A 17,096-nucleotide genomic window follows, 5' to 3' on the forward strand; every position below is an offset into this window, starting at 1 on the left:
GAATGGCGGACTACCGGGTGCCGTCGGGCACCTGCGCCGACGGGGTTCCCCGCCCGTCGCCGGCCGCCACCACCGGGCGGCCCTGCCAGGCGGCCAGGTCGTCGGAGTCGTCCGGGGAGTCCGCGCAGAGCACGTAGTACCCCGGGGTCACCGTCATGAAGTGCCGTTCCACGGCGGCCAGGCACGCCGCGTGCGCCTGCTCGGGAGTGTCCAGGCCGGTCCCGGCGATCGCGTACGCGACCAGGCTGGCCCCGCCGTCGGCGGCGGGCAGGGCGAACACCCGTCCGTGGTGCGCGCCGAGCGCCTCGGCGACGAGCTGCTGCGCCTGTGGCCACTCCACCCAGGACGGCCCGACCCGCAGCCACTCCGGCCCGCGCCGCAACGGGGTGACCGCGGCCATCGTGTCGGTGCTGGCCAGGTCGACGTCACCGGCGGCGGCGGCCACCACCAGCGCCTCCATCGCCCGCAGGAGCGTGGCCAACTCGTCGGCGGGTACCCGGAGGGTGTCGTCGGTGGTCAGCCCGAGCACCGGCAGACCGCCGATCTCGATCACCCGCAGCATGAGCATCACCCGGAAGCTCGGCGGCACCCACCAGCGCAGCCGGCTGTGCGGCACCGCCGCCACGGCGTCCCGGGCGTCGCCGCCGACGGTGCCGCCACCGCCGAGCCCCATGATGTTGACCGCGCAGTCGCGCTGGAAGAAGCTGCCCCGGGCCCGGCCGGCCGCCCGCTGCGTCTCGACCAGCTCGTCCTGGCGGAACATGCCGTGCCGGTTGGCGATCAGGCTCGCCGCCCCGGCCCGGCGGATCAGCTCGTCGAAGCTGGTCGTGCCGGCGTCCACCGCGACCAGGCTGTCCTGGGCCAGGGTGCCCACGTAGTCGTGCAGGTGGGCGCCGATCCGGTTGTTGACCACGGAGGCGAAGACCAGCTCCCGGTTGCCGGTCCGTCGGGCCACCAGCGCGCAGTACGCGGCCAGCAGCACCATCGGCCGGCTGGTGCCGGTCCGCGCGGCGACCAGGGGCAGGGCCAGGGCGATCGCCGGGGACTCCAGGAACCCGCTCAGCGGGCCGCCACCGTCGTCGGCGACCACCGGGGCCGCGTACAGGCACTGGGGCAGGTCGACCAGGTGCCGCCGCCAGTAGCCCAGGGTGGCGGTGAGTCGGGCCCGGCCCTGCGGCGTCCGTTCCCGTAGTGCCTGGTCCAGCGGTTGGTGGCCGCGTGGGCCGACGGTACGGCTGGCCGGGTCACGGACCAGCCGGGCGAACTGTTCGCCGAGGCGGACCAGGCTGCCGCAGTCGGCGGCCAGGTGGGTGCAGGCGATGACGGCGATGATCGGCCGGCCGTCCCGCACGGCCACGCCCACCCGTACCGGCAGCTGTTCGTCGACGCGGAACGGCGCCTCCTGCAACCGGTCGGTGAGCACCTGGGTGATGGCGGTGAGCCGGTCGCTCTCCGCCCGGCCGTCCCCGTCGGCCGGGTCTGCGGTACCGGCCGGGGCGGTGGCCGCCGGCGCGGTGCCGGTGCCGGCCGGGTCGACGGCGTAGACGTCCACGCGTAGCTCGCCGGAGTCGACCACCTGCTGGGTCGGCTCGCCACTGTCGTCCGTACCGTCGGGATGGAACAGGGTCCGCAGCGACTCGTGCCGGGCCAGCAGCACCGCCATCGACTCGGTGACGTCGTCCAGGGTGGTGCCGGCGGGCAGGTCGAGGACCCATTCCACGGAGGTGAACAGGCTTCCGTTGCCCAGCCACTGCAGGGTGTTGAGCTGGCCGACGGTCAGCGGACCCCGGCCCGCCCGTTCCCCCTTGAAGGCAACCACCAGCTGATCGACCAGGGTCAGCTCGAACATCGGACCTCCCGGACCCACGCGGTACGCCCCGAGGACGTCCGTGGCTGGCAATACGTGTCAGCGCGGAGCCTAGGGGCCGAGCCGGTACGGCGAACCGGGGGAAACCCTGCCCCGGCAGCCGCCGTGGAGCTTTGCCATGAATTTGCCCATTTGAATGGTGGAGTTGTCCGTCCGGATCGACTCCGACGGTCGGCGTGCACCGATTTCGTCGTATTGGAACCGGCCCTGTCGTCGGCAGGCAGGGGTTTCCCTACTGCCGCCGGAGCAGCCGTTTTCCGTAGCGTCGGCCGGGCCAGGAACGAGCAGCGCCAATGCCTGCCCGTCCGCCGAGGGGAAAAGGGGACAGGCTGCCATGGAGTCCGCTGCGGCGACCACGGTGCAGGCCGTGCAGACGTACGCCCCCGAGCGGTCGGTCACCGTCGAGGAGGTCGCCGGCGGGCTCGGCCTCAACCGGCACCAGACCCGGCTGTTCCGGCGGGTGCACGGCCAGCGGATGCTGCGCGAGGATCCGGAGCTGCCGCTGCTGGACCTGATCACCCCCGCCGCGCGGGCCGTGCTGCGCGACGTCGACGACCCGGACCGCATCCGGTACCTGATCTTCGCGCACACCATCCAGAGCGTGGCGCCGTCCTACCTGGACGTGGCGATGCTGGCCGCCCGGGAGCTCGGGTTGCGTCGGGCCGCCGCCTTCGCCCTCACCCAGCAGAACTGCGCCACCGGGCTGGCCGCCGTCGACGTGGCCGGGGAACTGCTGCGCGCCGACGACGAGCCGGGGGCGCTGGCGCTGGTGCTCACCGGGGAGAAGACCTTCTCCCGCATCGCCCAACTGGTGGAGAACACCAGCATCATGGGGGAGGCCGCCGCCGCCTGCCTGGTCGGCCTGGCCGGTGCCGGCCTGCGGGTCCGCTCGTACGTGGTGCGTACCCACGGCCAGCACGCCGACATCTTCCGGCCCAGTCCCGCCTCGCGCACCGAGTTCAGCGACACCTACGTCCCGCGGCTGGTCGAGGTGATCCACGAGTGCCTGGCCGAGGCCGGCGTCGCGATGGCAGACATCGAACTGATCGTGCCGCACAACGTGAACGTCTCGTCGTGGCTGCGTGCCCTGCCCGACCTCGGCATCGACCGCAAACAGGTCTACCTGGACAACGTCGAACGGTACGGGCACTGCTTCTGCTCCGACCCGTTCGTCAACCTGGCCACCCTGCGCGCCGAACAACGCCTGATCCCCGGCGGGCGGTACCTGCTGACCTCGGTCGGCCTCGGTGCCACCTACGCGGCCATGGTCGTCGAAAACAGCTGACACCCGCAACGGAGTCCCCGATGAGTCGCTACCTGCACGCCCTCAAACTGGCCCTCACCGGCGACGGCCGGACCCCCCTGGTCTTCCTCTGCAACTTCGAGGTGGAGGAGCAGTGGGCCGCCCACCACGTCGGGCTGCCGGCGCTCACCGGTCGCGCCCCGGCCCCGGTGGTGACCCGGATGGACGAACTGGGGGTGCTGCTCGCCGGGCCGGCCGACACCGTCCTGCTGCACCGGCCGATGGACCCGGAGTACCGGGCGTACCTGGAGGAGACCGGCTTCGAGCTGCCGACGGTGCGCACCCCCGCCCAGGTCGCCGCCGACCGGTCGACCACCGGGGCGCTGTTGGACTCGCCGGCCGACCTGCGGCACCTGGCCCGGCTGGGCCAGGACGGCGCCCGGCTGCTGCCGATGGGGGTGTCGGTGGCCGAACAGAAGCTCGCCGAGGTGGCCGGGCTGCCGCTCGCGGTGGGAGACGCGGCGGTCTTCGAGGCGGTCAACAGCAAGATCTACAGTCGGCGGATCGCCGCCGAGCTGGGCCTGCGTCCGGTGCCCGGCACCTGCGTGGAGTCCGTCGGCGAGCTGGCCGGGGCGCTGTCGGCGTACCGGGGGGACCTGCCGACCGACGGTGGGACCGGTGGCGCGCTGGTGGTCAAGGACGCCTACGGTGTCTCCGGCAAGGGGCTGGTGGTGCTGGACAGCGCGGCCAAGGCCGACCGGCTGCTGACCATGGTGACCCGGCGGGCCCGCCGCACCGGCGACGACCGGCTGGCCGTCGTGGTGGAGCGGTGGCTGCCCCGCGCGGCCGACCTCAACTACCAGCTCACCATCGGCCGTACCGGCGGGGTCAGCCTCGACTTCGTCAAGCGGGCGCACACCCGCGGCGGCGTCCACCAGGGGCACACCTTCCCGGCCGACCTGGGCCCCGCCCACCTGGCCGAGGTGGAGCAGGCCGCGCAGGCGGTCGGCCGACGGCTCTTCGCCGACGGGTTCACCGGGGTGGCCGGCGTCGACGCGATCATCGACACCGACGGGGTGCTGTACCCGGTGTTGGAGATCAACGCCCGGCTCAACATGTCGACGTACCAGGGCGGGGTGGCCGAGCGGTACGCCACGGCGGGTCAGGTCGTGCTGGCCCGGCACTACCCGTTGCGGCTGGCCGCTCCGCTGCCGTTCGCGGCCGTCCGCGCCGCCCTCGGCCCACTGCTCGGCCCCGCACCCGCCGCGGCCACCGGACCGGACGCGGCCACCGCACCGGGCGGTGCCGCCGCACCGGGCGGTGCCACCGCAGCGTCGGCACCGGGCGGTGCCACCGCGTCGGGCGGTGCCGACGTGCCGTCCGGGCGGGTGGTGGTGACCTGCTTCGCCACGGTCAACGCCGAGGCCGACCACGTCCGGCCCCCGTTCGACGGGCGGCTGCACCTGATGCTCTTCGCCGCCGACGCGCCGCGGCTGGCCGACCTCGACGCCGCCGTCACGGCCGCCCTGGCCCCGCTCAACCACCAGGAGAATCGATGACCCCCGAACCCCACCTCGGCGGCGTACCGGTCGAGGAGATCGCCCGCCGCTTCGGCACCCCGACGTACGTCTACGACGGCGGATCGCTGCGGGAGGCGTACACCGAACTGCGGGCCGGCCTGCACCCGGCGGTGGACCTGTTCTACTCGCTGAAGGCCAACCCGAACGTCAGCGTCACCGCGCTGCTGCGCGCGATGGGTGCCGGCATGGAGGTCTCCTCGCTGGCGGAGCTGGCCACCGCCCGGTGGGCCGGCGCCCGGCCCGAGGAGATCATCATGCTCGGGCCGGGCAAGTCCGCCGAGGAGCTGCGCCTCGCCGTCGAGCTGGGCATCCGGGCCGTGGTCTGCGAGTCGCTGGACGAGGTCGCGGCGGTCGACGCGCTCAGCCGCCCCGGCCGCACCCGGGTGCTGCTGCGGGTCAACCCGGACTTCACCACCAAGGGCTCCCGACTGGCCATGGGCGGCAAACCCCGCCAGTTCGGCACCGACCAGGAGACCCTGCGCACCGCCGGTACGGTGCTGCGCGGGCTGCGGCACGTGGAGCTGGCCGGCATCCACGTCTACATGGGCACCCGGATCCTCGACGCCGCCGACATCGTCCACAACACCCGGGGCGCGCTGGCCGCCGCGACCGAGTTGGCCACCGCCATCGGCTTCCCGCTGCGGGAGGTCGACGTCGGCGGCGGCCTCGGGGTGGCGTACTTCGACCAGGAGACCGACCTCGACCTGGCCGAGCTGCTGACCGGGGTCAACGCGGCGGTGACCGACTTCCGTGCCGCGCACCCCGACTGCCGGATCATCATGGAGCTGGGCCGGTACCTGACCGCCCGCAGCGGCACCTACCTGGTGCGGGCCCGGTCGGTGAAACAGTCCCGTGGGCAGCAGTTCGTGATCACCGACGGTGGGATGAACCACCACATGGCCGCCATCGGCGTCGGCAGCTTCGTCAAACGGAACTTCCCGATCCGGTCCCTGAGCCACCCCGACGCCCCGGCCACCGAGCGGTACACCCTCACCGGACCGCTCTGCACTCCGGAGGACGTGCTCGGGCGCAACGTCGCGCTGCCGCCGGTCGCCCCGGGTGACCTGATCGGCGTGGAACGCTCCGGCGCGTACGGCCCGACCGCCTCGCCGGTGCTCTTCCTCAGCCACGGCTACCCGGCCGAGGTGCTCGTCCTCGACGGCGAGGCGCACCTGGTCCGCCACCGCGACACCGTCGCCGACCTGCTCGGCAGGCAACTGCTCGTGCCCCCGCTCGACCCCGATCGTCTCGACCCCGACCAGCTCTGGGCCACCCCGGAAAGGACCGCACCGTGAACCGTGCCGAACTCGTCACCGCCATCTCCGGCTGCCTGCAGGACGTGCTGCAGCGCCCCCTGCCCGACCTCGACGAGCAGACCCGGCTCTTCGAGGACCTGCACCTGGACTCCACCACCATCCTCGAACTGCTGATGGCCGTGGAGGAGGCCGTCGACGTCGAGTTCGACATGGAGGCGCTGAAGATGGACGACTTCCGCACCCTCGGCACCCTCACCGACTCGGTGGAGCAGGTCAGTGAGGTACCGGTCTGAGCCGGACCACGGTCGTCGAAAGGACAGCCAGATGAAGCACAGTGAACTGGTCGAGGTCATCGCCCGCTGCCTGGCCGAGGTGATGCCGACCGGCCTGCCCGTCATCACCGTCGACTCGCGCCTGGTCGAGGAGATCGACCTCGACTCGATGTCCCACCTGGAGCTGCTCATGGCGATCGAGGAGCAGCTCGGGGTCCGGTTCGATCCCGACTCGCTGAGCCTCGCCGCCTACCCGACCGTCGGTGCGCTCGCCGACTTCGTCGGGCGGCAGCAGAGCACCCCGGTCTGAGGGGCGCGACGATGACCCTGGCCCTGCGGACCGGCGCGGCGGTGCTGGGCGAGACCGGGCCGTACGCGCTCGACGACGACATCATCCGGTTCTACCGGGACCTGTTGCGGCCCTACGGCGACGAGGTCGACGAGGAGCTGGCCCGGCAGGGGCGCAACGTGCCCTTCGTCGACCTCGCCGAGCGGGCCCTGGCCGCCACCCCGGACCCAGTCGCCAGCCCCGACCTGCTGATCCTCGCCTACGCGCTGCCCGACCTGCATCCCCTCAAGACGGTCGCCTCGCATCTCAACCACGGCTTCGGCGACACCTCGCGCAGCTTCGCCGTCTCCGAGCAGGGGCTGGCCGCGCCCTTCACCGCGCTGCGCGTGGCCAACGCGTACGCCCGGTCGGGCCGCTGCGACAGCCTGGCGCTGTTCGTGCTGGAACAGACCACGTTCGCCTACCGGGAACCCTTCGCGCACGCCCACGACCTGCTCGACTCCGGCGTGCTGATGGTCTTCGACCGCACCGGCCGGTGGACCGTGGACGGGCTGCACACGGCCCCCTCCGGCGCGGCGACCGGTGCGCTGCTGCGCCGCCTGCTGCCCGCCCCGGTCGCCGCGCGGGCACTGCTGGTGACCGGCCCGTGGACCGACCCCGCCGACACCGACGTCACCGGGGTCGCCCGGCACCGGGTCGCACCCGGGTCGTACTGCACCAGCCTCTGGCGGGAACTGCTGCGCTGCCAGCGGGACTGGGCGCAGCGCCACCACACCCTCGTGCTCTGCGACACCGACCCCCGCCACGACCAGACCCAGGTCGCCATCCTCACCCAGCAGACGGCGGCACCCCCACCACCGGCAAAGGAGCACCCGTGACCGCCCACCATCCGGACCTGCTCGACCGGCTGCGCGCCGCCGGGCACCAGCTGCCCGGCACCGACGCCGAGCCGCTCGGCGAGCGCCTGCTCGACCTGCAACACGCCATCCTGCGGACCACCCTGGACCACGCCGTGCGACACCTGGACGGCCGGCACAGCGAGGGTGCCAGCCTGCTGGCGAAGCCACAGCTGCAGGCCCAACTCGCCGACATCGCCGTGGAGCTGCGCGAGAGCGGGCTGCGCTGCGAGATCCCCGCCGCCGACCCGGCCCGGCTGCGCTGGGCCCGCCACCAGCGGCTGACCGCCACCGGTCGCCGGCTGCTGCGACTGCTCGGGGCCACCAGCATGCTCGCCGACGGCCCCGGTGGCGACCTGCACCTGGTCGAGCTGCTCGGCAACGCGTACCTGCACCCCGGGTCGGTGGACGACCATGGGTGACTGGGGGCCGGTGGCCGCGCTCACCGAGCTCGACCCCACCGACGCGGAGACCGCGCTGCTCAACGCGTACTGCCGGGACATCGCCGCCGCGCTGCGGGCCCCCGGCATGGTGCTGGACCGGGACCCGGACGCCATCGCCGAGCACCTGGACCTGCCGGCGGTCGCGTTGCAGAACCACGTGCTGATGCCGGCGGAGTACCGCCGCGGTGGCGACGCCCGGTTGGCCCGCGCCGTCTCCGGGGTCTCCTGCGTCTCCTGGGCGCTGGTCGCCGAGCGGCTGGCCTACGGCGACACCGGCATGGTCCTGGCCAGCCCCGGCCCGTCGCTGTCCAGCGCCGCCGTCCGGGCGCTGGCCGACGACGCCCAGCAGGCCTGGTTCTACGGCCGGCTCGCCGAGCGCCCCACCTGGACCTTCTTCGGGCTGACCGAACCGGGCAAGGGCTCCGCCGCCGCCGAACTGGAGACCACCCTGACCCCCGCCCCGGACGGGGTGGGCTGGCTGCTCACCGGGGAGAAGACCTACATCGGCAACGGGGCACGGGCCCAGCTCGGGGTGGTGCTGTGCCGACGGGCCCCGGGACCGTGGGGCATCGAGGCGGTGCTCGTCGACACCGCCGACGCCGGCTGGCACGCCGAGCTGCTGCCCCTGGTGGGGCTGCGCGGCTCCCGGATCAGCCGGATCCGCCTCGACGGCATGTACATCCCACCCGACCGGCTGCTCGGTGCCGGCCGCCCGCGCAGCCGCCGGGGGTTGCACGGCGCGCTGCGTACCCTGCTCTGGTTCCGGCCCAGCGTCGCCGCGCTCGCCGTCGGGGTCACCCACGCCGTCTGCGACTACGTGCTGGAGCACCGGCCCCGGCTCGGCGGCGGCGACCGGGCCCGGCTGGACGACCTGATCGACCGTTCGATGCGGGTCCGCCGGCTGGTCTACGCCGCCGCCGCCGAGGTGGACGCGGGTGCCGCCAACGCCCACCGGATCGGCGCCACCAAGATGAGCGCCGCCCGGCTGGCCGAGGAGGCCACGCTGCTCGCCGCCGACCTGCTCGGCCCGGCCTCGCTGCGGGAGCACCCCTGGCTGGAGAAGACCTACCGGGACGTGCGGGCCTTCGAGTTCATGGAGGGCACCGGCAACATCCACCGGCGGGGCGTGTTCCAGGGGCTGCTGCGCGGCAACTTCTTCCCCGCCGACGGCCCCGCCGACGGCCCCGCCGACGACCCGGCCGACGACCCGGCCGACGGCTCCGCCGAGGACTCTGCTGCGGGCTTCGCCGAGGGGGCCGCCGAGGGTTCCGCCGAGCCGGGGCGGGCCGACTGATGCGGCTCGGGGTGGACCTGATCGCCGTCGACGCGCTCGACCGGCTGCTCGGCCGGCGACGCCTGGAACGGTTCGTCTTCGCCGCCGCCGAACTGCGGCTGGCCGACACGCTGGGACCCGCCCGGCGCACCGAGTTCCTGGCCGGCCGGTTCGTGGCCAAGGAGGCCGTACTCAAGGTCCTCGGCCGTGGCCTGTTCCAGGGGGTACGCCCCAGCGACATCGCGGTCACCCGGGCACCCACCGGCGCACCCGAGGTCGAACTGCGCGGCTCGGCCCGCGCGGTGGCCCGCGACTGCGGCATCGACCAGGTGAGCGTCTCCATCACCCACAAGCACAACCTGGCGATCGCGGTCGCGCTCGCCGCTGCGGCCGGAGGTCCACTGCCATGAACGTGTCCCCGACGGTCCCGGCGACCCGGCTGCTCGGGCTGGGCCACCACCAGCCCGCCCGGGTGGTGACCAACCACGAGCTGGCGCAGCGGCTGGACAGCAGCGACGAGTGGATCCGTACCCGGGTCGGGATCGTCAGCCGGTCGATCGCCGAACCGGACGAGAGCGTGGTCGACCTGGCGGTGGCCGCCGCCGGCAAGGCGCTGGCGCACAGCGGCCGGCAACCCGCCGAGATCGACCTGGTGGTGGTGGCCACCACCACCGCGGAGAGCAGCATGCCCAACACCGCCGGCCGGGTCGCCCACCGGCTGGGCGTCCGCGCGCCCGGCGCGTTCGACGTCAACGCCGGCTGCGCCGGTTTCGGGTACGCCCTCGCCCTGGCCAGCGACGCGGTACGCGGCGGCTCGTCGCGGTACGCCCTGGTCGTCGGCGCGGAGAAGATGTCCGCCTGGGTGGACTGGACCGACCGCAGCACCTGCATCCTCTTCGGCGACGGGGCCGGTGCGGCCGTGGTCGGACCGGTCACCGGCACCGGACGGCCGGCCGGGATCGGCCCGGTGGTGTGGGGCAGCGTCGGCGAACTGGCCGACCGGATCCGCATCCCGGACCGGCACTCGTACCTGACCCAGGACGGCAACCGGGTGTTCTGGTGGGCCACCAACGAACTCTTCGGCGTCATCGAGCAGGCCTGCCAACGGGCCGGGGTACGCACCGACGAGCTGCTCGGCTTCGTCCCGCACCAGGCGAACCTGCGGATCATCGAGGCGATCGCGCGTCGGCTGGATTTCCCCCGGGCCACCGTCGCCACCGACGTGGTGCACGCCGGCAACACCGGTGGCGCCTCCGTGCCGTTGGCGCTGTCCCGGATGGTGCACGCCGGGACGGTGCCCTCCGGGGCGCCGATCCTGCTGCTGGGCTTCGGCGCGGGCCTCTGCTACGCCGCCCAGGTGGTGGCCGCCCCGTGACCACCGCACCGGCCCGTGGTCCCGCGGGGACCGCCGCACCGGCCCGTGGTCCCGCGGGGACCACCGCACCGGCCCGTCGTCCCGCCGGGACCACCCCACGTCGACAAGGAGAGCAGCCGTGCCCATGATCGAGGCCGACGGACTGGCCCGTACCTTCCAGGCCGCGCACGCCACCGTGGACGCCGTCCGCGGGCTCAGCTTCCAGGTCGCCACCGGCGAGATCGTCGGCTTCCTCGGGCCCAACGGCGCCGGCAAGACCACCACCCTGCGGATGCTCACCACCCTTCTGCGTCCCACCTCGGGTCGGGCCGTCGTCGCCGGCCACGACCTGGTACGCGGCGCGGCGCAGGTCCGCCGCAACACCGGCTACGTGGCCCAGTCCGGCGGCACCGACGGGACCAGCCTGGTCCTGGAGGAGCTGGTGCTGCAGGCCCGGCTCTACCGCTTCTCCCGGGCCGAGGCCACCCGGCGGGCCGGCCTGCTGGTCCGGCAACTCGACCTGACCGGCCTGGAACGGCGGCAGATCCGTACCCTCTCCGGTGGTCAACGCCGCCGGCTCGACCTGGCCCTCGGGCTGGTCCACGAGCCCCGGCTGCTCTTCCTCGACGAGCCGACCGTCGGCCTGGACCCGCAGAGCCGCGCCAACCTCTGGGACCACGTCCGGCGACTGCGCGACGACCTGGCCACCACCGTCTTCCTGACCACCCACTACCTCGACGAGGCCGACGCGCTCTGCGACCGGCTCCTGGTCATCGACGACGGCCGGATCGTCGCCGACGGCAGCCCCGAGGAGCTGAAGCGACGCGTCGGCGGCGACGTGGTGACGGTGAGCGTGGACGGCGACGCCGAGCGGGCCGCCAAGCTGCTCGCCGCCGAACCAGGCATCGGCGACCTCACGGTGACCGGGCGGACCCTGCGGCTCGCCCTGGACACCGCCGGGGAGCAGGCGCTGCTGCCGCTGCTGCGGGTGCTCGACGCCGCCGGCATCGCCGCACTGTCGGTGCAGATCTCCCGGCCCACCCTCGACGACGTCTTCCTCGGCCTGACCGGTCGGTCGCTGCGGGAGCCGACCCCCGACGCACCCCGGTGACCCGCCCCGCCCCGACCCTCTGAGGAGTGCCGCCCGTGAACTTCCTGCGTGACACGATGCTCATCTTCGTCCGGCAGACCCGACTGGCCATGCGCGATCCGGCCTGGTTGATCATCGGACTGACCCAGCCCGCGCTCTACCTCGCCTTCCTCGGCCCGCTGCTGGAGCGGATCACGATCAACGGGGGCGGCGGCTCACCTACCGGCAACTCCTGGCAGCTCTTCGTACCGGGACTGCTGATCCAGCTCGGCCTCTTCGGTGCCGGCTTCGTCGGGCTCGGCATCATCGCCGACGTCCGGGCCGGGGTGATCGAACGGATGCGGGTCACCCCGGTCAGCCGGTACGCGCTGCTCGTCGGCCGGGTCCTGCGGGACGTGGTGGTGCTGCTGGCCCAGGCCGTGGTGCTGCTCACCGCCAGCTTCGCCTTCGGGCTGCGCGCCTCGGCCACCGGACTGGCGATCGTACTGGGCATGGTGGCCCTGCTCGGGGTCAGCCTCTCCGCCGGCTCGTACACCCTGGGGCTGCTGCTGCGCCGGGAGGAGGCGCTGGCCCCGATGCTGAACGCGGTGATGGTGCCGTTGATGCTGCTCTCCGGCGTGGTTCTGCCGATGCGGCTGGCCCCCGGCTGGCTGGACGCGATCTCCCTGGTCACCCCCTTCCGGTACGTCGTCGACGCGATGCGTTCGGCCCTCTACGGCCAGTACGGCACGGTGCAGCTCTGGTCCGGGGTGGCGGTGGCCGGGCTCCTGGCGGTGGTCTGCCTGAGCGTGGGCGCGCGGGTCTTCGCCCGGGAGAGCGCCTGAGCAGCGCGGCCGTTCCCGCGGTTCTTGTCTGTCGGCCCACCCGGTCGACCTTCCGAAGTGGAGGACGCCTACACTCCGCCCGGTGATCAACAAGAGACGATCGGCGGTCGTCCTCATCGGACTGCTGGCGGCGACCGTGTTGACCGGTCCGGTGCCGGTGCTCGCCGCCCAGGAACCGGTGGCCGAACCGCCCAAGGTCGAGCTGGTGCTCGACGTCAGCGGGTCGATGCGGGCCAAGGACATCGACGGGCGCAGCCGCATCTCGGTGGCGCAGCAGGCGTTCAACGAGGTGGTCGACGCGCTGCCCGAGGAGACCCAGCTCGGCATCCGGGTCCTCGGCGCGACCTACCAGGGCAACGACAAGAAGCAGGGCTGCCGCGACACCCAGCAGATCGTGCCGGTCGGCCCGGTCGACCGGGCGCGGGCCAAGGCCGCCGTGGCGGACCTGAAACCGACCGGCTTCACCCCGGTCGGGCTGGCCCTGCGCTCGGCCGCCGAGGACCTCGGCACCGGCACCACCGCCCGGCGGATCGTGCTGATCACCGACGGGGAGGACACCTGCGCCCCGCCGGACCCGTGCGACGTCGCCCGGGAACTGGCCGCCCAGGGTACGAAACTGGTGGTCGACACCCTCGGCCTGGCCCCCGACGAGAAGGTACGCCGACAGCTGCTCTGCATCGCCACGGCCACCGGTGGCACGTACACCGCCGCGCAGAGCGCCGAGGAGCTGACCGGCCGGATCAAGCAACTGGTCGACCGGGCCAAGGACACGTACACGGCGGCACCCACCGTGGTCGGCGGCCGGTCCGTCTGCGACGGCGCACCGCTGCTGGGCCCCGGCGTCTACAGCGACCGGGAGAAGTTCTCCGAGCACCGCTGGTACCGGGTGCCGGTCCGGCCCGGCCAGGAGCTGCGCGCCTCGGTGAGCGTGGGGCTGGACCGCCCGGTCAACCCCGACTACGGGGTGCTGTTGCGGGCCACCGCCACCGACGGGCGGGAACTGGTCCGCGGGGTGGACGCCGGCAGTGGCCGTACCGATGTCGTCTCCGCCGGCCTGCGCTGGTCGGCGGGGGAGGAGCCGGCGGACGGGCCGTCCCCGACGCCGCAGGCCTCCACCGCCGTCGAGGCGACCACGGTCTGCCTGGTGGTGAGCAACGCCTTCGCCCCCCGACCGGGCACCGAGGCCGACCCCGGCCTGCCTGTCGAGTTGACCGTGGACGTGGTCGCCGCGTCGCCGGCCCCGACCGCCCCGGACCTCGGTCGCGGCTGGGTGCTGCTGGTGCTGCTGACCGTGGCCGGCCTGATCACCGGCCTGCTCGCCGGTCTGCTGACCCGCTGGTGGGTGGGCACGTGGAGGGAGACCCGATGAGTACCCCGACGATCCGCGCCGGCGCGGTGCTGGCCGCCGCCGGCCTGACCCTGCTCACCGCCACCCCGGCCCTGGCCGCCGGTCCGGTCCTGGCGTCCGGTCCGGTCCTGGCCGCCGCGCCGGTCCAGGCCGGAGTGCCGGTGCTGGCCGCCGCGCCGGTCCAGGCCGGAGTGCCGGTGCTGGCCGCCGCGCCGGTCCAGGCCGGAGTGCCGGTGCTGGCCGCCGCGCCCACGCCGTCGCCGGGGGCCACCCCGGTGACCCGGGCGGGCACCTCCTTCCTGACCGCCGTCGGGGTCGCCGCCGGGCAGCCGGCCCGGTTGGGGGCCGCCACCGGCGACTACCTGTACTGGTCGTTCCCGGCCGCCGCCGGGGACCGGCACCAGATCAGCGCGAGCGTGTCGTTCCCGAAGTCCCGCAGCGGCGCGTCGACCTGGACGGTGGAGGTCTTCGACGGGCTGCGCCGCCGGCAGTCCTGCACGGCCGGCGCGCAGACCCCCACCGTCGACGCCACCGCCGGTACGGTGTCACTCGGCTGCACCCTGCGTCAGGTGCGCTCCTGGGCGGAGCCCTGGTCGGCCGACCCGCTGCCGGGCACGTACTACGTCCGGTTGTCCGCCGCCGACCTGCCCGAGGTCGACCTGGGCCTGCCCGTCGAGGTGGAGTTGCTGGTAAGCGCGGACGGCTCGGAGTCCCGCGACGACGGTGAGTTGAAGGCGCCCCTGGTGCCGAACACCAACGCCGGCACGGTGCTCGACGCCGAGCCGACCGCGCAGGCGGTCGAGGAGGACGACGACGGGTACTTCGGCTGGCTGCCGACGCTGCCGAAGCTCGGCTCCCGGTGGATCTGGACCGCGGTCGGCGGTGTGCTGGCCGCCGTGGCCGGCGTCGTCGGTTTCGCGCTCACCCGCCGGCCCCGCCGACCCTGACCGGTGCCGGTGGTCGCCGCCCCACCCGGGCCGCGGCCACCGGCTTTGCGGCGGGTTCCGCGCCACCGACTGTCCGGCGGGTTCCGCGCCGACGGCTGTCCGGGTTCCGCGCCATCGACTGTGCGGTGGGTTCCGCGCCGACGGCTGTGCGGGTTCCGCGCCACCGACTGTCCGGCGGGTTCCGCGCCGGCGGTTGTCCGGCGGGTTCCGCGCTGGCGGTTGTGCGGTGGGCTTCGCGCCACCGGTTGTGCGGCGTTGCTGCGGCTCCCGGCGGGACCGTGACCGCGCGGGTGGCGGTCGTCGGCCGGCGTCTGCCATGCTTCCGACGGTGACGAGCCGCCCCAGCAGACCGCGCCCCCGCCGCCCCGGTGGCAACCGTATCGTCCGCGTCCTGCTCGCGCTCGCCGTGGTCGCGGCGCTGGCCGGGATCGCCGTGGTGGTGGTGCCGAGGCTGCTGGCGCCGGGCCCGCGTCCGCTCTTCCAACTCCCCGTCGCCTGCGGCGAAACCTGGCAGCTCGGCACCTACCCGGGACACGACGACTACGACGTCGACCTGTTCCCCACCGAGGGCGAGGCGTGGGGGCGGCCGGTGCTCGCCTCCGCCGAAGGACGGGTCACCGAGGCGGGCATCAACGGGTCGCTGGGTGGTCGTACCCCGGAGAACCCGGACGGCCCGCGCGGCCGGGGCGGTGGGTACTGGGTCAAGATCGACCACGGTGGCCGGTGGGAGACGCAGTACCTGCACCTGCTCGAACCGCCGCTGGTCGAGGTCGGCCAGCGGGTCGCCCAGGGCGAGCAGCTCGGCAAGGTCGGCAGCACCGGCAACTCCGGGGCTCCGCACCTGCACTACGAGCAGCGCCGGGGCTGGGAGAAGGTGGAAACCCACTTCGACGGTACGCCGTCGGGCATCACCCACGACGACCGTGAGTACACCGTCCGGCGGACCAGCAACAACTGCCCCGCCGGAGCGCCCTGACCGCTCGCGCAAGAGTCGCCACCCGATCTGGCGGCGTAATCAGTCGAGGACTTTGGGGAGATCTGTGGTCGCCCTGGCGACCACAGATCTCCCCAAAGCGGGGCCCGTTCAGAGCGGGAGCTGGCCTTGGTAGATCCGGAGTCCCGGGCCACGAACGACGATCACGCCGCCTCCGCCGGAGCCGGGGGCGGAGGTGACCCGGGGGGTCCCCGCGAGGGTGGTCCAGCCCGACCACTGGCCGGTCGACAGCGAGTACCGGGTGGTGCGCAGCGTGCCGGCGGAGCGGACCAGCAGGTGCAGGTAGCCGCCGTAGACCGTGGCGGTGGGCGCGGAGCCGGCCTTCGCCATGCCGGGCACGGTGCTCCAGGTCGACCAGGTGTCGCTGCTGAGCTGGTAGCGGGCGGTCCGTACGGCGCGGTCGGCGGTGCGGACGAAGACGTGCAGGTCGCCGCCGTAGACCGCGGTCGCCGGTGCGGAACGGGCGTTCGCGGTGCCCGGTACGGTGCTCCAGGTCGACCAGGTGTTGCTGCTGAGCTGGTATCGGGCGGTCCGCACGGCGTCGTCGGCGGTGCGGACGAAGACGTGCAATGCCCCGCCGTAGACCGCAGTCGCGGGTGCCGAGCGCGCCCCGGCCGCCCCGGGCACCGCCGTCCAGCCCGACCAGCTTCCGGTCGACAGGTCGTAGCCGGTGGTGAGCAGCTGGCCGGCACCGGCGCGGACGAAGAGCCGCAACTGGCCACCGTAGACCTCGGCCGTCGGCGTCGACCTGGCGCCCGGCCGGCCCGGCACGGTCGTCCAGCCCGCCCAGGTCTGCTCCGTCACGGACTGCCGGTTCATCCGTACCCTGCCGAGGCCGGTGGTGGTGAAGACGAACCTGTCGCCGCCGTAGGTCACCGTCTCCGGCGCGGACCCGGGCCGCATCGGACCCGGCACCGGCGTCCAGTCGGTCTGGACGGCGGCCAGCCGCCGCGTGACAGCGGACATCGCGCCGGCCGTGTCGGTCGCGCCGGCGGTGGTGGTCGGGCTGGCGGTGGTGGTCGCGCCGCCAGCGGTGCTCGCGCTGGCGGTGGTGGTTGCGCTGGCGGTGGTGGTTGCGCTGGCGGTGGTGGTCGGGCTGGCGGTGGTGGTCGCGCCGCCAGCGGTGCTCGCGCTGGCGGTGCTGGTCGCGCCGGCGGTCGGGGCGACCACCACGGTGGCACCGAGGGTGAGGGTGAGCACGAACAGGCGGTTCAGGGTCCGCACCGGACGGGACATCGTCGGCTCCCTTGTGGAGGGTCAGCGCGCAGACGGAAGGAGGAGCGCGTCGCCGTTAGGTTCTCACGTCCCGGCCCCGCCCGGGGGGGCGCCGACGGCTCGGCCCCACCTGGGGCGGCGGTGGCTCGGCCCCACCTGGGGCGTCGGCGGCTCGGCCCCGCTCGGGGGGCGGTGGTGGCTCGGC

General features: G+C 74.0%; 17 protein-coding genes. 15 read left to right on the plus strand and 2 right to left on the minus strand.

The window, feature by feature from the left end; translation table 11 throughout:
* Positions 1 to 10: 10 nt before the first annotated feature.
* Positions 11 to 1,849 (minus strand): condensation domain-containing protein, encoded by a 1,839-nt coding sequence (locus tag ACN28G_RS05935; protein ID WP_421478637.1) that lies wholly within the window; start codon positions 1,847 to 1,849, stop codon positions 11 to 13.
* 352 nt (positions 1,850 to 2,201) lie between these two features.
* On the opposite strand from ACN28G_RS05935, the gene ACN28G_RS05940 reads away from it, so the two are divergent.
* From ACN28G_RS05940 to ACN28G_RS06010, 15 genes are all read left to right on the plus strand, one after another.
* Positions 2,202 to 3,152, plus strand: a complete 951-nt coding sequence (locus ACN28G_RS05940) for a 3-oxoacyl-[acyl-carrier-protein] synthase III C-terminal domain-containing protein (protein WP_421478638.1) — start codon at positions 2,202 to 2,204, stop codon at positions 3,150 to 3,152.
* Between the two features lie 20 nt (positions 3,153 to 3,172).
* Positions 3,173 to 4,669 carry a hypothetical protein gene (locus tag ACN28G_RS05945; RefSeq protein ID WP_421478639.1) on the plus strand — a complete coding sequence of 499 codons (1,497 nt, stop codon included), beginning with the start codon at positions 3,173 to 3,175 and terminating at the stop codon, positions 4,667 to 4,669.
* The gene (locus tag ACN28G_RS05950; RefSeq protein WP_421478640.1) at positions 4,666 to 5,985 is read left to right on the plus strand and encodes a diaminopimelate decarboxylase; all 1,320 of its coding nucleotides are present in this window, start codon (positions 4,666 to 4,668) and stop codon (positions 5,983 to 5,985) included. Before ACN28G_RS05945 ends, ACN28G_RS05950 begins: the two co-directional genes overlap by 4 nt.
* The gene (locus ACN28G_RS05955; protein WP_091435948.1) at positions 5,982 to 6,239 is read left to right on the plus strand and encodes an acyl carrier protein; all 258 of its coding nucleotides are present in this window, start codon (positions 5,982 to 5,984) and stop codon (positions 6,237 to 6,239) included. The genes ACN28G_RS05950 and ACN28G_RS05955 overlap by 4 nt, the downstream gene beginning before the upstream one ends.
* Before the next feature lie 31 nt (positions 6,240 to 6,270).
* Positions 6,271 to 6,528, plus strand: coding sequence for an acyl carrier protein (locus tag ACN28G_RS05960; protein WP_091435950.1), 258 nt, complete (start codon positions 6,271 to 6,273; stop codon positions 6,526 to 6,528).
* A gap of 11 nt (positions 6,529 to 6,539) precedes the next feature.
* Positions 6,540 to 7,385, plus strand: a complete 846-nt coding sequence (locus ACN28G_RS05965) for a hypothetical protein (RefSeq protein ID WP_421478641.1) — start codon at positions 6,540 to 6,542, stop codon at positions 7,383 to 7,385.
* Positions 7,382 to 7,825 carry a hypothetical protein gene (locus ACN28G_RS05970; protein ID WP_091435955.1) on the plus strand — a complete coding sequence of 148 codons (444 nt, stop codon included), beginning with the start codon at positions 7,382 to 7,384 and terminating at the stop codon, positions 7,823 to 7,825. The genes ACN28G_RS05965 and ACN28G_RS05970 overlap by 4 nt, the downstream gene beginning before the upstream one ends.
* The gene (locus ACN28G_RS05975) at positions 7,818 to 9,140 is read left to right on the plus strand and encodes an acyl-CoA dehydrogenase family protein (protein WP_421478642.1); all 1,323 of its coding nucleotides are present in this window, start codon (positions 7,818 to 7,820) and stop codon (positions 9,138 to 9,140) included. Before ACN28G_RS05970 ends, ACN28G_RS05975 begins: the two co-directional genes overlap by 8 nt.
* Positions 9,140 to 9,529 carry a holo-ACP synthase gene (locus ACN28G_RS05980; RefSeq protein ID WP_421478643.1) on the plus strand — a complete coding sequence of 130 codons (390 nt, stop codon included), beginning with the start codon at positions 9,140 to 9,142 and terminating at the stop codon, positions 9,527 to 9,529. Before ACN28G_RS05975 ends, ACN28G_RS05980 begins: the two co-directional genes overlap by 1 nt.
* On the plus strand, positions 9,526 to 10,494 hold the full coding sequence (locus ACN28G_RS05985; protein WP_421478644.1) for a beta-ketoacyl-ACP synthase III: 969 nt from the start codon (positions 9,526 to 9,528) through the stop codon (positions 10,492 to 10,494). The genes ACN28G_RS05980 and ACN28G_RS05985 overlap by 4 nt, the downstream gene beginning before the upstream one ends.
* Before the next feature lie 124 nt (positions 10,495 to 10,618).
* Positions 10,619 to 11,584, plus strand: a complete 966-nt coding sequence (locus ACN28G_RS05990; RefSeq protein ID WP_091435966.1) for an ATP-binding cassette domain-containing protein — start codon at positions 10,619 to 10,621, stop codon at positions 11,582 to 11,584.
* 35 nt (positions 11,585 to 11,619) lie between these two features.
* Positions 11,620 to 12,387: an ABC transporter permease gene (locus tag ACN28G_RS05995; RefSeq protein WP_091435969.1), complete on the plus strand. Its 768-nt coding sequence runs from the start codon at positions 11,620 to 11,622 to the stop codon at positions 12,385 to 12,387.
* Positions 12,388 to 12,469: 82 nt separating this feature from the next.
* Entirely contained in the window at positions 12,470 to 13,756 is a 1,287-nt protein-coding gene (locus tag ACN28G_RS06000; RefSeq protein WP_091435971.1) for a VWA domain-containing protein, read from the plus strand.
* Positions 13,753 to 14,682, plus strand: a complete 930-nt coding sequence (locus tag ACN28G_RS06005; protein ID WP_421478645.1) for a peptidase — start codon at positions 13,753 to 13,755, stop codon at positions 14,680 to 14,682. Before ACN28G_RS06000 ends, ACN28G_RS06005 begins: the two co-directional genes overlap by 4 nt.
* A gap of 316 nt (positions 14,683 to 14,998) precedes the next feature.
* Positions 14,999 to 15,658, plus strand: coding sequence for a M23 family metallopeptidase (locus tag ACN28G_RS06010; protein ID WP_421478646.1), 660 nt, complete (start codon positions 14,999 to 15,001; stop codon positions 15,656 to 15,658).
* Positions 15,659 to 15,766: 108 nt separating this feature from the next.
* Here the strand turns inward: ACN28G_RS06010 and ACN28G_RS06015 are convergent, their stop codons facing one another.
* Positions 15,767 to 16,912: a hypothetical protein gene (locus ACN28G_RS06015; RefSeq protein WP_421478647.1), complete on the minus strand. Its 1,146-nt coding sequence runs from the start codon at positions 16,910 to 16,912 to the stop codon at positions 15,767 to 15,769.
* Positions 16,913 to 17,096 lie beyond the last annotated feature (184 nt).

Origin of the sequence: Micromonospora sp. WMMA1923, assembly GCF_049179195.1 — a bacterium.
Classification (GTDB): domain Bacteria; phylum Actinomycetota; class Actinomycetes; order Mycobacteriales; family Micromonosporaceae; genus Micromonospora; species Micromonospora yangpuensis.